Origin of the sequence: Bacteroides intestinalis DSM 17393 (assembly GCF_000172175.1) — a bacterium.
In the GTDB taxonomy this organism is placed as follows: Bacteria; Bacteroidota; Bacteroidia; order Bacteroidales; family Bacteroidaceae; genus Bacteroides; species Bacteroides intestinalis.
In genome coordinates this window covers 383,896-400,063 of sequence record NZ_ABJL02000006.1, presented here as the reverse complement: position 1 = coordinate 400,063, position 16,168 = coordinate 383,896, and the positions used below count along the sequence as shown (strand labels likewise).

General features: G+C 45.9%; 9 protein-coding genes. All 9 read right to left on the bottom strand.

Features of this window, described 5'->3' with window-relative positions; genetic code table 11:
* Positions 1–81: 81 nt before the first annotated feature.
* The 9 genes from BACINT_RS03535 to BACINT_RS03495 all read right to left on the bottom strand — a co-directional run bounded on the left by BACINT_RS03535 (position 82) and on the right by BACINT_RS03495 (position 16,160).
* Positions 82–1,965 carry an outer membrane protein assembly factor BamB family protein gene (locus BACINT_RS03535; RefSeq protein ID WP_044154696.1) on the bottom strand — a complete coding sequence of 628 codons (1,884 nt, stop codon included), beginning with the start codon at positions 1,963–1,965 and terminating at the stop codon, positions 82–84.
* Positions 1,898–2,251, bottom strand: a complete 354-nt coding sequence (locus BACINT_RS03530) for a glucuronyl esterase domain-containing protein (RefSeq protein WP_021968218.1) — start codon at positions 2,249–2,251, stop codon at positions 1,898–1,900. The genes BACINT_RS03535 and BACINT_RS03530 overlap by 68 nt, the downstream gene beginning before the upstream one ends.
* 109 nt (positions 2,252–2,360) lie before the next feature.
* Positions 2,361–5,189, bottom strand: coding sequence for a triple tyrosine motif-containing protein (locus BACINT_RS03525; RefSeq protein ID WP_007660651.1), 2,829 nt, complete (start codon positions 5,187–5,189; stop codon positions 2,361–2,363).
* Positions 5,190–5,319: 130 nt separating this feature from the next.
* Positions 5,320–6,642 (bottom strand): glucoamylase family protein, encoded by a 1,323-nt coding sequence (locus BACINT_RS03520; RefSeq protein WP_007660649.1) that lies wholly within the window; start codon positions 6,640–6,642, stop codon positions 5,320–5,322.
* A gap of 8 nt (positions 6,643–6,650) precedes the next feature.
* A complete protein-coding gene (locus tag BACINT_RS03515; protein WP_021968220.1) occupies positions 6,651–7,511 on the bottom strand; it encodes an endonuclease/exonuclease/phosphatase family protein in 861 nt (286 codons plus the stop codon).
* A 22-nt stretch (positions 7,512–7,533) separates the two neighbouring features.
* On the bottom strand, positions 7,534–9,855 hold the full coding sequence (bglX, locus tag BACINT_RS03510) for a beta-glucosidase BglX (RefSeq protein ID WP_007660647.1): 2,322 nt from the start codon (positions 9,853–9,855) through the stop codon (positions 7,534–7,536).
* Positions 9,856–9,930: 75 nt separating this feature from the next.
* The gene (locus BACINT_RS03505) at positions 9,931–11,448 is read right to left on the bottom strand and encodes a RagB/SusD family nutrient uptake outer membrane protein (RefSeq protein ID WP_007660646.1); all 1,518 of its coding nucleotides are present in this window, start codon (positions 11,446–11,448) and stop codon (positions 9,931–9,933) included.
* A gap of 45 nt (positions 11,449–11,493) precedes the next feature.
* Entirely contained in the window at positions 11,494–14,532 is a 3,039-nt protein-coding gene (locus tag BACINT_RS03500) for a SusC/RagA family TonB-linked outer membrane protein (RefSeq protein WP_007660645.1), read from the bottom strand.
* Positions 14,533–14,825: 293 nt separating this feature from the next.
* Positions 14,826–16,160 (bottom strand): glucoamylase family protein, encoded by a 1,335-nt coding sequence (locus tag BACINT_RS03495; RefSeq protein WP_007660644.1) that lies wholly within the window; start codon positions 16,158–16,160, stop codon positions 14,826–14,828.
* Between the last annotated feature and the right edge of the window lie 8 nt (positions 16,161–16,168).

Here is a 16,168-nt window from a genome sequence, read left to right as displayed (position 1 = left end):
AGGGTAGTATCCTTATCAACTGATTCTTGATAATATAGGGGTTGTGTCACACATTTGAACACAATCCCTTCTTTTTATCAGTTATCTGATAAGTGGATATTCCAGACACATAATTGTTCCATCCATCGTCATCACAATTACCCTTCCTTTCCCTGCATTGATCAGAGAAGTGATTGCCGAATGAGAAATTTTATGAGACCACGCAATGCCGCTTCCATCTGTCTTCACAGCATGGAGCACGCCAAATTCGGTAGGAATAAAGACTAATTGTCTGGTCGTTTCCATTCGGGTGGGAATGAAATTACCCTTGTATGGCATCGAAGTACTCCAAAGTGTGGTGTACTTCCCGTGAGAGATATCTACGGCAGTTATGTTATCCTTAATTCCTTTCACATACATTGTTTTTCCGTCCGGTGAGAATCCGAGGGACTCCCGCCCTTTTGCTTTGTCGGAAGCCCAAAGAATTTCTCCATTATCGGGCTGGAAGGCACGTATGAAATAATCTGAACTGAGGACAATGACTTGTTCGGCCTTCTTGCTTTGATCGGTATAAGGTAGCACTATCGGCCAGCAGGCGCCCGGTGAAAAATATCTGCCCCGCTTGGTGTCGAACTCCCATACCTTTTTTCCCGTCTTTCGGTCGATGGCATAGAACATGGCTCCCCAGGTTCCTATATATACATGTTCTTTGTTTACGGCAGGGCGCGATTCTATGTATCCCTGCAAACCTTCGCAAACCCAGTTCAATGTGCCGTCGGCCAGTTTCAGTGAGTAGAACTTGCCGTTGCTGCTACCGATGTAAATGGTTTCGTTGGCAACCACCGGACAAGCCACAATAGGATAGTTGGTATTGTATTTCCAGTGCACAGTACCTTTCTTCTTGTCCAGCGCATAGACGAAACCGTCGCACGAAGAAACGATGACGAGTTTCGGGGTAATGAAAGGGGCGGAGAAGATTTTGTTTCCCGTAGTGTAGGTCCACAAGGTTTCTCCGTTGGTGGTATTGAGGGCATGAACCACACCCGCGGTATTAGTATAAACGTATAGGCTACCATCGATGCCGGCTTGTGAGGCCACGTCCGTCACATCTTTGAGTTTCCAAACCTCACGGATGGAAGGGTAGGTAGCATTGATAGAAAAGTCCGGGCGATAGTAAATCGTATCCTTCTTTTCGGCAGGAGATTGCAGTTGAATAGTGTTCCAAGCCGGACGGGTTTCGACCTTGATGATCCGTTCGTTGAACTCCAGTGTATTACCACGCAGGTGTACCAGATTATATCCGCCTATGGTATCTTCCCTTCTTAAGGAAGAACGACCTATAACGGCAGGAATACCTTCGGCATCGTAAGCATGGTTCACGTGAAGGTGACCGCCGAGTACAGCTTGTATATTACGCGTCTTAAGAATGTCGATAACTTCGTACCAGTTACTCAGGTCCTGATTGAGAGGAAAGTGATTGATGAAGATAATGGGTTGCTTTGCCGGAGTAGCACGGACGATGGAATCGAGCCACAGAATCTCTTCGCGGGGGATGTGAGGCGGTCCCATACGTAGGCTTGGTCCGGCGCCACAGCCGATGAAACGAACTCCCTGCCAGTCATAACAAAAATGGGAAGCCTGGAAAATCTTGTCGAACATCGTGCATCCGTTTTCACTCCAGTTTACATCATGGTTGCCAGGAATGAGGAAATAAGGCTTCCTGAAATCTTTCAGAATGTCTTGCAGCAAATAGAATTCTTTGGTATCACCGAATTCGGTGACATCGCCGCTGAGAATAGTGAAGTCAACATCTGGATTAGCATTGATGTCTTCAATGGATTGCCGCAGATCATCTTCGGCATAGGCGAAAGAATTGAGGTGTACATCGCTGAGCCAGGCGAAAGTGAAGGCTCGTTGGTTACTGTCTTGCCCGTAGGAGAGGACGGACAGCGCTATCACGCAGATAGCCAATAAAATTCTTTTCATGATTTTTGGGGGTATTAGTAAGTGTTCCCCCAAAGATAAAAAGTTTCTGCGGTAAAACATTACTTTTACCGTAAAAACAAATAAGTTTAAGGGAAAGACGGATCATTTGTGCCCCACCATTTACACCAGTGCTCATCAATGTTTCCACTTCACCCAGCGTTTCAGAAACTCGCCATGCAGCAGCACCGTCACCACAGGATTCCTGAGCAATAGTCAGTGTAATGTGCTCGTCGAATACTCCGGCGAAAAGAGCCATCTTTTTGAAGAGGTTTACATCTGCCGACAAAGATAGATGATGTTTTTATTGCCTGGTCAGGATGATGTTACAGATACTTTTCATCACGTTACATCTTTAGGATGAAATCTTTAAAGATGAGAGATAATACCTGATCTATTTAGTCAATATTCAAAAAATATTCATTTAGGTTTTGTGTAGGCTTCAAATCAAGCTTCTTTCTCAATCTGTACCGGTTATTCTCTACCGCACGGACTGAAAGGTTCATCAGTGAAGCGATGTCCTTGGTCTCCATATTCAATCTGAGGCAGGCGCAGAGGCGGAGGTCGTTGTTGGTGAGTTGCGGATGCATCTCTTTCAGTCGCTTGAAGAAGTTACGATGCTTTTGCTCAAACTTGATAAGGAACATTTTCCAGTCATCTTCGGTGTCGAGATTGTTGGCGAGCAGATTGTTTATCTTCTGATAAAAGGGGATCAATCCTTTCTGTGTATTCCGGGCACAGATATCATCTACCATTTCTTTGAGTTTCAGAATGAGTTCGTTCTTGTGGATGATAAATGAAGTCTGAGTGAAGATCTCAGCATCTTTTTCTTCGATTTCATTCTGGAGTTGCTCGTTCATCAAACGCAAGTGTGCTGCTTCCTGGGCTTTCATACGGCGCAGATGTTTGGTTTGCAGGCGCCGTTTCATCAGGTAGAAGGTACCGAATAAGGCAGCAATGATGAGGGCACAGCAGGTCAGATACCACCAAACGGTATTGTACCAGGGGGGAAGTACATTAAATTCCAGAAGGGTATCCGGTGAGTAATTATTCAGTCCATCTGTAGTTCGCAGGCGCAATGTATACTTGCCTTGTGGTAGACGGGCATAGGAAATGCTATTCAGTTGTTTCGGGGCACTCCAGGTGCTATCCATTTCCTCCAGTTGGTATTGTACAGAGAGATTTCCGGCAAATGCGGCATTGACAGAGAAACCGACAGTAACTGTATTGTCTTGAAAAGGGATGTGGATGCTCTGGTTAATATCTATAAAACCTGCATTCAACTCTTTTCCGGCATGAATAAACTCCAGATTAGGAGCGGAAAGCTCTACGGTCTGCCGCTTACTGAGGTGGGAGTTATGGAGAATGAAGCCTGCATCCAGACAAATAAGTGAAAGTGAGTCGTTGAGGACGGCGATGTTCTCGTAGGCAGTGATGAGCGAGAGATTATCAGCTTCTACTTTATAGGCTTCGCGGATACGTGCAATGTAACCGTCGTAAAAGAAACGATAGACTGATGAACCGGTAATGGCCCAACTCTCTTCGCTATCAATGGGGACGATACGTTTAAGATCATGTATGGTTTCGAAGCAGCGGTTCAGGTGCTGTTCAAGTTGCAAGTTGTCGTTGACCTCGTCATAGATATAAAACAGGTCATTGCCTAAGAAGAGGATACGTCCGCCCGATTTGAATAGTTGCAGCCGGGCAGGGAGCGAACTGTCTTTTTCATTACCATAATAAGTATAATAGCGGAAGGCATTTTGTTCATCATTCAGCCGACATTTATATACGCCCCGACTGGCGGTTTCCAACCATATATTTCCAAGATGGTCTACTTCGGCATTATATATCGGGTCGGATATCTGTCGCATGGAATTTAATTCTCCGGTAGTTCTGTTCAGTATCAGCAAGTTATCGTAGGTAATAATGATTTGTATCTGTTTCCCATTGATGGTTGCCTCCAGTGTACGGAAGACTCCGGTATTGACACGGTAAGGGTGGCGGATGCGGAAGTCGGGAAGGATTTCCAGTAATCCGTTGGTGTGTGCACAGAATAATCGTCCATCTATTTTTCGAAAAGACCATACTTGTCCCTGTGTACCTTCTATTAATTTGAGAGAGGAGAATACATCCAGCTCATTGAGTTTGTTATACTGGGTATAGTAGATTCCCTGATTTGTACCGATAAGCAGGTTGTCATGCCAGATAGTAGCATCATATATACCCCCGAATCCACCATCGGTAGAACGGTAGTAACTCAATCCGTCAGTATAGCGAATGTAGGCGAGACCGCGATCCAGGGCTGCCCAGATGTTATTCTGATTATCTTCGTAGAGAGACAGAACGGTATTGTTCTGAAGAATGTTGGTGGTAGAGAAATGGTTGAGGATGTTTCCGTGGGTATCGACCTCATATACACCGCTAAGTTGCGTACCCAGATAATAAGTGTTCCGTTTGGCGGAATAGATAGCACAGTTTAATTCCTGGCCTCTTAACTGTCGGGAAAGAGATAGGTTCCAAGGAATAAAGTTCTTTTGGTCATAGATGTAAATTTCTCCGGTGGAAGTACCTATCAAATAGCGGTCAGTGTCGTAAGGCAGGATGACGCGAGTGGTAGTACCGTTCAGGAATTCGCTTCCGGGAATTTTGCCGAGTATTCCATTATTCAGTTGATAAAGGGCACCGTACATTTCCTGTACCCAGTATTCACTTCGTACTTTCAGCAGTAGTAGAAAAGCGCTTGGCCCGTCGATGGGAGTGATTGTTTGATGGTCGTATACATAGATGTGGCTGAAGGATTGGAAATATACTTTATTACCATCTATCCAAATGCGCCAGAAACTTTGATTGTCGAGTGGATTGTCTCCTTTAATTAATCCTTTGAGGGAAGTGTATTTCAACTCTCCCGATTGGTCGCGATCCCAGCGACCCAGGTCCTCGGAACCACCACTATATATGGTCTGATGCGATTCTACGGCAATGGCACGCACGATGCTGGCATTCGGCGTTTGATAAAGTTTCCATTCCATACCGTCGGATGCCAGTAACCCGATGCTGTTTCCGAAGTACATGATGCCTTTTTCATCTTGCCCGATAGACCAATTTTTATTGGCAGCGTGATATTTGTCACGTGAGAGGTTGGTGACATAAGGTTTTTGATTGGCAAATAGGGTAGCGCAGACAAAAAGGGACACACAGGTTATGATGATGTTCTTTCGGATGTCCATAAATAGGTTGAATAAAGGTTAGAAAAGGCCATGACCTTATTGTTATTCTTGGGACAAAGATAGTTAATTTAAGGTAAGGGCAAAAAATATGGGAAGATTCTTCTTAATATGAAAGTCTCTCCCCATGTTTCTATTTAAATCCCAGTTTTTTTAATCCTGTCTGTACATCGGGATGACTCATGAAGAGTTTCCATAATAATCCTGTACGATAGTTTTCTATCATTACGACTATAGGTCCTTGGTCTATAGCAAGATAGCGCTTAGGATACCAATCTTCTGTTTCACTGAAGGCATCATAGAAACCATAAGGTCCGAGCACTCTATCCTCCATTTTATAAAGATGGCGCATTACTTCCAATGAATATTCAGGAGTATAGACAATGGAAGAAAGAGCGGCAGTGGGAGAGATGACGCCATGGTCTGCAAGCTCATTAGGGGCATGGGCAGCGTATCCGTTAACGGAATAACTGGCTGTCAGTCCCCAACAGTCAGGTCCAAAACCCTTCCATTGCTTGGGGTTACGGATACAATAGGCGCGATTGATAAGGGTGAGATTGCGCATCTCATCGAGATAACCGGGACAGTATTTGTCGGATAGATTTGTCGGATCTAATCCGAGGAATGAATAGTGTGCCCAGAAAAGGGGACCGGCTTCGCACCCTTGGTAACGCAGGTGAAGTTCGATATCTTCTACTTTATGGGGATCGACAATAGCACCTTGCTCTGCCCAACCATCGTGATAGACCTCGGCGGGAATACTGTGTGTAGGAGAGGCGGCGGCAAGGATGTACATGATGAGGCACTCGTTGTAACCATATACCGGAAAATTCATTTCCCAACCGTATTCGGGACTCCAATGCCAGTAAAGCACGTTCTGATCGTTTTGTCGATAGAAGTTCCAGTCTACTTCACGCCAAAGGGTGTCGATACGTACGGCTAGGGCTTGCTCTTCGGTCGAACCGCTGACGTAATATTGGTGTACGGCTAGTAAGCCCTGCATAAGGAATGCTGTTTCTACGAGATCGCCTCCATTATCTTTCTGACCGAAAGGTTTCACTTTGCCGGTATCTCCATACCACCAGTGAGGATAAGCACCATGAAACCGATCGGCAGTCTCGAGGAAAGAAACAATCTTTTCCATACGGGCCAGTCCTTCTTCACGGGTGATGTATCCGCGGTCGATACCTGCCAATATAGCCATAATTCCGAAACCACTGCCACCGGTAGTTACTACGTGCTGGTCATCTTCGGGATAGATGCCGTCCATATGGATGCGCTCACATGCCAGTCCGCTGTTAGGTTCGGCACCTTCCCAGAAATAGTTGAAGGTGCGGCGTTGTATGGTATCCATCAGTGCTTCGTCGCTTATGGAACCGGATTTTACTGTCGGGCTTTTACATTGTGTAAAGCCTGATAGTAATAAGAGCAGTAATAAGCTATATTGTATCTTCATATCTACTTTTATTGAAGGGTTATATTAACAAGTACGGGATTGTGGTCGGAAAGAAAACCGTTCTCCGGGGTGTCTTGAATGACTCGGTAGCGGTCTGTTTTTGTTCCGTTCGTCACAAATACATAGTCCAGCAACACACGCTTTTCCATTGGCAAACGACCGAAGTCATGGAAAGACCAGGACGGGCCATACATGACGGTTGCTACTTTGGATGTATTTTTCATTCCTCCTTTTTCAAGTGTTTGCAGGGGAGCTTCGCCGGGTGTACAATTGAAGTCGCCGGTGATGATTGCAGGCATGTGAGGGGCGGTTTCCTTGATTTTATTCAAGATAAGTTGTACACCTTCTTTGCGGGCTGTTTTCCCGTCATTGTCCAGATGGGTATTGAAGAAAACCAGCTTTTTTCCATCGCTTTTTTTCTGTAATATAGCCCATGTGGTGATGCGGTTATAAGATGCATCCCAGCCTCTGACGCCTATAGTTTCAGGCTGTTCACTGAGAGAAAAATTGCCATGTTCCACAAGTGTGAACCGGTCGGTCTTGAAAAATACCGGACAATATTCACCGGCTTCTTTGCCATCGTCACGTCCTACACCCAAAGCGGTATATTGCGGAAGACCTAGTTTTAGGTCTTCCATCTGATTGTGACATACTTCCTGCATTCCCAGCAAGTCAGGCTGATAGTAGGCAATCATCTTGCAAACGTTGTCCTTACGATATTTCCAATTGTTGGCACTATCTGAAGGGGCGTCTAGGCGGATATTGAAAGTCATAACTTCCAATGGCTGCTCATTTTGTGTAGGTTGGTCTTTACAACTGCCAAAGAGTATCAGACCACACATGCAGGTCAGTAAAGTTCTGTGTTTCATGTTCCTTCGTTTTAAAATACTATTATTTCAAACTCAGATGAGTCGTTTTTACACTTTGGCTGTTCCCCCCGATCATTATGTCGAAGTCTCCCGGTTCGGCTACGTAGTTGAGTTCATAGTCGTAGAAGCGCAGTAATTCCGGAGTGATTTTGAAAGATACAGTCTTACTTTCACCCGCTTTGAGGAAAATTTTATCAAACCCTTTCAGTTCTTTTACCGGACGGGTGATGCTTCCTACAAGGTCACGGATATAAAGTTGCACTACTTCTGCACCATCGTACTTACCGGTATTGGTTACCGTGACCATAGCAGTAACAGAACCATCCTGTCCCATAGTCGGGGCGCTCAGAGTTATGTCGCTGTATTGAAAGTTGGTATACGACAAACCATAGCCGAATGGATACAATGGATCGTTGTCTACATCCAGGTAATTACTACGGAATTTTTCGAACCATTTGCCTTCAAGTAAAGGACGACCGGTATTTTTATGATTGTAAAACAAAGGTATTTGGCCTACGTTTTTGGGGAATGTCATCGTTAGTTTGCCGCTGGGATTTACATCGCCGAACAATACATCGCCAATGGCGTATGCTGCCTCACTTCCACCGAACCATACATTCAGGATGGCGGGCACATGCTCCTGTTCCCAAGTCAACGTTAGTGGGCGACCTGTAAAGAGCGTCAGTACAACAGGCTTTCCAGTTTTCAGCAAAGCTTCCAATAGAGTGCGCTGTACATCGGGAAGAGCCAGGTTAGTGCGGCTTGAACTTTCACCACTCATTTCAGATGATTCTCCCAATGCGGCTATTATTACATCTGCATTAGCGGCCACTTTCAGCGCCTCATCCAGCATCTCTTTGTCTGTACGATTATCACGATTTAATGAACGGCCGAACATTGTGGCACGTTCTTCGTAGGCTGCATCACTGATGAGGTTACTACCTTTGGCATAAGTGATGTTTACCTTGCCTTTCATCATCTCTTTCAATCCTTCGTACACAGAAGGATAGTCGTTGAGGCGTGCGGCTACACTCCAGGTACCCGGCATGTTACTGCGGGTATTTGCCAGTGGGCCGATGACAGCCACCGTACCTTCTTTTTTCAAAGGAAGTGTTGGGTTTGCAGAGGAACCTGACTTGTCGTTTTTCAGGAGTACAAAGCTCTCTCCCGCAATCTTACGAGCAGCGTCGCGATGTTCCTTGGTGAAGATGTCACGCTTCGGGCGTTTCAGGTCGCAGTACTTATAAGGATTGTCGAATAATCCCAGTTTGTATTTGGCTTCAAGGATGCGGCGACAGGCTTTGTCCAGGGTTTCCATACTGATCTTGCCTTCGTCTATGGATTTCTTGATTGTACCCGTGAAGCCTTCACTTACCATGTCCATATCCACGCCTGCATTGAGTGCACGTGCGGAAACAGTCTGCAAGTCACCGATGCCGTGCGCTATCATTTCGGAGATACCGGTAAAGTCTGTCACCACAAAGCCGTCGAAGCCCCATTGCTTGCGCAGTACGTCGGTCATCAGCCATTTATTGGCCGTGGCTGGTATGCCGTCTATTTCGTTGAAAGACGCCATTACGCTGCCTACACCTGCATCTACGGCAGCTTGGTAGGGATACATGTATTCGTTGAACATACGGTTACGACTCATATCTACGGTATTGTAATCACGTCCGGCTTCTCCGGCACCATACAGTGCGAAGTGCTTTACACATGCCATAATTTCATCGTTGCGCTTCAGTTGGTTGTTGAGGTCGATACCCTGATAACCCGATACCATTGCTTTAGCGATGGCTCCACCCAAGAATGGGTCTTCGCCGTTACCCTCGCTGACGCGTCCCCAGCGCGGATCACGGCTGATGTCTACCATCGGGCTGAATGTCCAGGAAATACCATCAGCACTGGCCTCGATGGCTGCAACGCGGGCAGATTTCCTGATGGCTTCCATATCCCAGGAACAGGAGAGGCCTAATGGAATAGGGAAAATGGTTTCGTAACCATGCACTACGTCCATGCCGAATATCAGGGGGATGCCCAGGCGTGACTTCTCTATGGCCAGTTTTTGTACATCGCGTATCTTCTCCACCCCTTTCAGGTTGAGGAGTCCGCCCACGAGCCCTTGTTCAATCTTTTTTGCCACATCGCTGTTTTGTGCCTGCCCGGTGACGATCTCGCCGGAAACGGGTAGGTTCAGCTGACCGATCTTTTCCTCTACAGTCATCTTCTTCATCAATGCATCGATGAAGCGATCCATGTCCTGCGGAGACTTTTGTGCCTGTATGGCAGCAGTGCTAAGAAACGCTGCTGCTAACAGGACACTTGTTCTTCTGAAAACTTTCTTCATACACTTTGTTTTTTATAAGAACTATCCCCAATCCTCTTCATCTTGGAATGAAGAGAATTGGGATAGCATTGTTTATTAGTAGTTCGGATTCTGTACCAGTACTCCCTTCGATTTATCTATCTCCGTTTGCGGAATAGGCAGGTAAGCGTTTTTATCCTGATACGTTTTACCGGCAGCGGCCAGTACTTCTTTTGCAGTACCCCAACGTACAAGATCGTAGAAGCGTCCTGGTTCGAGAGCCAACTCTACACGGCGTTCGTGCATAATAGCTTTGCGCAGTTCAACCTTATCATTGGTAGTAACTTCGGGCAGGATTTCCTTGTCCAGACCACGGGCATGTGAACGTACCATCTCCAGATATGTTTTGGCTTCGCCCGGCAGATTCTTTTCATTGGCAGCTTCGGCAGCCATCAGTAATACGTCCGTGTAGCGGATAAGGCGGATATTCACCCAGAAACCACCCTTGGTATACTTCTTGCGCAATGATGGTTCAGTGTATGCCTTTTTGTTGAAGTAAGCACCCATGGCTGTGGAAACGGGAGATTCGCCGTAAGGCTTATTGGTATTGGCTTCCGTGATAGGTTCATCGATGCTGCGGCGGAAGTAGAGTAAAGTGGCATCTTTACGCGGGTCACCCGGTTCAAAAGCTTTGCCCAATTCTGTGGTAGCCATGTGCCATCCCCAGCCTAAGTTCCAGTCGCCGGAGCCGCGTACACCTTGTACTTCGCAGAACTGGCTACCTATGGTAAGGCTGTTCTTCAATGCATCTGTAGATTCACACTGCAACTCGAAAATACTGGAACCACAGTTCTCGCCTTCTACGGTGAAGATCTTATCTACCGGAGTGTCGAGGTTGTAAAGGCCTTTACCAATCACTTCGGTAGAGAGTTTATACATGTTATCCCAGTCGTTACGCATCATATAGGTACGTGCATGCAGTGATCGTACGGCACCCCAGGTAACGCGACCTGTATAGTTTGAATCCCATTGCAAGGGCAGAAGTTTTTCTGCTTCAGTCAGATCGTTATCAATCTGTGTATAGATTTTATTAATACCGCTTTTTGCTACATTTGCGTCGGCAGAATCTACAACCTTGAAGGTGATCAGAGGCACTTCTCCCCAGGCACGTACCAGGTTGAAATAACAGTAGGCGCGGAAGAAAAGGGCTTCTCCCTTGTTGCGCATGGTTTCCGTATCTGTCTTTCCTTCTTTCTCGATGTCATCCAGCACTTCATTACACTGAAAGATGATCTTATAGTTCTGAGTCCAGTAAGCTCCCATAGTTCCATTGGAGGCTGTGTATTCGAAATCGTCGTACATGGCTGCCACATCGGCGCCGTCGCCTGCCGAACTACCCTTCTCGGAGTCTTCGCTGCGTGCCATTTCTATCATGAAAGAGGGAATACCGGCAGTGATGTTATAGCTGCGCATCAGGTAATATACATTATAAATCTTTCCACCTAAAAGAGCGTTGGGGGCATCGTCTTCCGTGAATTGTCCCAGCGGGTCGCGGTCCAGGAAATCATTACAAGAACTGAATGAGATGGCTGCAGAGCCAATCAACAGTGATAGGATATATTTTTGTATCTTCATGTTTTCAATGTTTAATGATTAATGTTTAGTATTTCATTCTTCATTTTAGAAAGTAAGGTTGAAACCAAATGTATAAACTACCGGCATCGGATAGCTACCGTTGTCCACACCAAATGCAATAGCTGTACCGCCCAGCTCGGGTGTGTAACCGGTATTATGTTTCCAAGTCTTTAGGTTCTGAATATTGGCATAGAGCTTGAGCGCTTGTACTCCAATCCTGGAGAGTAATGTCTTATCAAAGTTGTAAGCCAACTGTACGTTACGTATCCGGAAGAAACTACCGTCTTCAATGTAGTATTCAGAGTTCAGGTTATTGATCGTATGCTTCATGTTGAGCAACGGCTGGCTGTTGCTGGTACCTTCACCATGCCAGCGGTTCAGACGCTGTTTCATGAAGTTGAACTGGCTCCAATTGTAGTTGTCCCATGTACGGTAGATTTCGTTACCGGCTTGTCCCATCATGTCAACACCCAGTTCCCAGTTTTTGTAACCTACACTGAAGTTGATGCCGTAAGTCACGTCCGGAGTCGGATCGCCGATCATGGTACGGTCGGCAGGAGTGATTTCACCGTTGCCATCCACGTCTACGAACTTCAGGTCACCCGGTGTAACGGTTGCCAGTGTATTCTTGGGTGAGTTGTCTATTTCAGCTTGGTTTTGGTAAACACCTTCTACCTTGTAACCATAGAAGTAACCGATAGGGAATCCGGCCATTGTATAACTCTGGCTCTTGTCACCTGAGATGATAGAATAACCTTCTTGTACAAGACTCAGCACTTTATTTTTGATAGTAGTCAGGTTGCCACCAATGCTGTAGTTCCAGTCACCGATCTGGTCGCGCCAGTTAATGGCAAGTTCAATACCCTTGTTTTCGATAGATCCCAGATTACCAATACCCGGTACTGTTCCTGAAATGCCCGGTACTTCGGCAAGCAGATCTTTCGTGGTTTTCTTGTAATATACACCTTCCAGGTGCAAGCGGTTACGGAAGAAGTTAGCTTCTGCACCGACTTCCCATGCTTCTACCTTTTCCCATCTCAGGGTAGCATTAGGCAGGTAAGAAAGCTGATAGCCCGGATAGATGGCGGACGGAGTACCGAATACGGCAGAGTATGCGTTGCTCAACAAAGGTTCTGCAGGATAAGCTTTGTCCAAATTTTGGTTACCAAGTGTACCCCATGAACCTTTCAGCTTCAACATATCCAGCCAAGTGATATCTTTCATAAATTCTTCTTCGCTGATTAGCCAGCCTGCACCTACAGAGTAGAAATTCTGCCATTGGTTTCCTGTGTACGAGAAAGCGGAAGAACCGTCACGACGGAACGAACCGTTGAATAAATATCTGCCTTTATAGTTGTAAAGGATACGTCCCAGCATTGATACGGTAGCACGTTCCCATTGTGTACTTTCATTGGTGGAAGTACCGGCATCACCGATGCTTACGTACCATTTGTCAGGATTATCAGGAATCACCAGACCTACACCTTGTGCACGGGCAGCTCCCAGATTCTCCAGTTTGTTGTAATAAGTGGTGAAACCGGCAGTAGCTGTCAGGCTATGATCACCCCATGTATTCGTGTAAGTCAACAGATAGTCACTCTGTGTTTTCATCTCTGTCTGTTTGGCTTGGCTGACACCTGTCTTACCATCGCCCAGTGTAACTATGTTTCCTTCGGCACTGGCATCATATACCTGAATGATAGGAGTGAACTTGCGGCTATTGTTAGAAGCATAATCCATAGAGAACATAGCCTTGAACTGGAAATGTTTCAGGAAATCCCATTCAGCATATACGTTCCCCGAACCACGATAGTTCTCGGCACGTGTTGTGTTGGCTTTCAGGTCAACGTCTACCATTGGATTATTCATTTGTGCCTTCTGGAATTCAGGCAAAGTTGTATAAAGGCCGTATTGGTCATTGAATACCGTAGCTACCGGAGTAGCGCGAACAGCAGTGGTTACAGTCTTAGTGTCGGCTGGTAAGATGCGTGCACCGTTGAACTGGAAACCTACTCTGAAGTTATCTGTCAGTTTATACTCATTGCTGACGCTCAGCGTTATTTTGCTGTACTTTTCGTTCTTGATGTTACCTTGTTCATAAGCATACCCGGCACCAAGATAGAAACTATGCTTTTCGGAAGCTCCTGTGATGCTGACATTATTATTGGTGATGAAACCGGTCTGGAAGATTTCGTCCTGCCAGTTAGTGTTACCGTTCCAACCCGTGAAGTCGAATTCGGGATTACCTTCATTTCTTAGCTGTTCGTTATACAGTTCTTTGAATCCGGCTGCATCTACCATTTCAATCTGATTGGGTACGCTCTTAAAGCCAAAAGAGCCGTTAATGTTTACGCGAGTCTGGCCTACTTTAGCTTTCTTCGTAGTGATAATGATAACACCGTTGGCACCACGTACACCGAAGATGGCGAGCGAGGACGGGTCTTTCAGGATTTCCATAGATTCAATATCCTGTGGATTCAGGAAGTTGATGTTGTCGTTAAACAATCCGTCAACTACATACAAAGGTTTGTAACCATTGATAGAGTTGGTACCGCGTACGCGGATTTCAGGGTCTTCACCTGCCCTGCCGGAGTTGATAACCTGTACACCGGCCACTTTACCTTGCAGAGCCGATAATGGATTGGCAACCGGTTTGTTGGCAATCTCGTCACCTTTGATATTGGTGATAGAACCTGTCAGGTCGCGTTTCTTTGCACTACCATAACCGATAACTACTGTTTCGGCAAGCATTTGGGAATCATCTTTCAACTGAACGTTGATAATACTCTGATTGCCTACTTTGATACTTTGTTTCTCCATACCTACGTATGAAAATTGGAGAGTAGCACCCGGAGTAACTTTAATGGAATACTTACCATCAAGGTCGGTTATTACACCGTTAGTGGTACCTTGTACTACAATAGATGCGCCAATCAACGGCTCATTGAATGAATCGGTTACTACACCGGTTACTGTTTTTTCCTGAGCGAATACAGTGGTGCCGGAAAGTACGAGGCACACTAATAGAAATAAACTTTTAAGCCATGAGGCTTTCTCCAAGGGAAGAAGTGTTTTTTTCTTCATTGCATTAAATTTTTTAGTGGATAACTAGGTTGGACCTCATTTCTCGCTTCTTTTGTTTTTGGCGAGAATTAAGTCTGGGGCAAAAGTATGAATAGAAATAAGCCGTGCACAAAAAACACATTCACCACCAATACATATCCCTGATTTTTAACAATTCAAAGACTACTCATTTACTACTCAAATTAATTTAATACCTTGTTTCTTAGTGAAATAAGGAAAGTGTATAATGAAACTTATCTGATAAAAAATAAAAGCCGGAAACAAGTATTGTGTACTGCTTCCGGCTTTTCTATCTATTTATTTATTGAGAATCCCAGTTTCTGCAATCCGTTTTGTACATCCGGATGGCTCATAAAGAGGTTCCATAGCAATCCAGTGCGATAGTTCTCTATCATGACGGCTATCGGGCCTTGGTCAATGGCGAGATATCGCTTGGGATACCAGTTATCAGTTTCGCTAAAGGCATCGTAGAAACCGTAAGGCCCGAATAGCTTATCGCCCATTCCGTAGAGGTGCCGCATCACAGCCAGCGACTGCTCCGGTGTATAGACAATGGATGAAAGGGCGGCAGTAGGGGATATAACTCCCTGGTCGTCCCGTTCGTTCGGCATGTGGGCGGCATATCCGCCCACGGAGTAGCTAGCGGTCAGTCCCCAGCAGTCCGGGCCGAAACCTTTGTAGTGCTTCGGATTGCGGATGCAATAAGCACGGTTCACAAGCGTCAGGTTGCGCATTTCGTCGAAGTAGCTGGCGCAATATTCATCTTTCAGGTTTGTCGGATCCAATCCGAGGAAAGAATAATGTGCCCAAAAGAGAGGTCCGGCTTCACAACCTTGATAGCGCAAATGAAGTTCGATGCCTTCTACTTTATGGGGATCGACGATGGCACCGTTCTGTGCCCAACCGTCATGATAGACAGCGGCAGGAACACCATGCGTAGGAGAGGCTGCAGCAAGCAGGTACATGATGAGGCATTCATTATAACCATGTACAGGGAAATCCATTGCCCAGCCATATTCGGGGCTCCAATGCCAGTAGAGTACATTCTGGTCGCCTTGGCGATAGAAATTCCAATCGACATCGCGCCAGAGGATATCGATGCGTTTGGCAAGTGCCTGCTCTTCCGGCGAACCATTGATGTAATATTGGTGTACAGCCAGTAATCCTTGTATCAGGAAGGCTGTTTCCACAAGATCTCCACCATTGTCTTTTTGTCCGAAAGGTTTCACTTTACCGGTATCTCCATACCACCAATGTGGGTAGGCTCCATGAAAACGGTCAGCTTTCTCGAGGAAAGAGGCAATCTTTTCCATACGTGCCAGACCTTCTTCACGGGTGACGTAGCCGCGGTCGATACCTGAAAGTATGGTCATAATACCGAAGCCACTGCCACCGGAAGTGACAACGTTCTGGTCTTTCTCGGGATAGATGCCGTCCATGTGGATACGTTCGGGGGCAAGACCACTGTTAGGCTCTGCGCCTTCCCAGAAGTAATTGAAGGTTCGCCGTTGAACAGTGTCCATCAAAGCATCGTCCGTAAGTCGGGCAGTGTTGCCGGGGTTCGAATTCTTACAAGCTCCGAGAAGGAGCAGGAAGAGAAGGGGAAAGTAGGTTGTTAGTTGTTTCATAATTAATA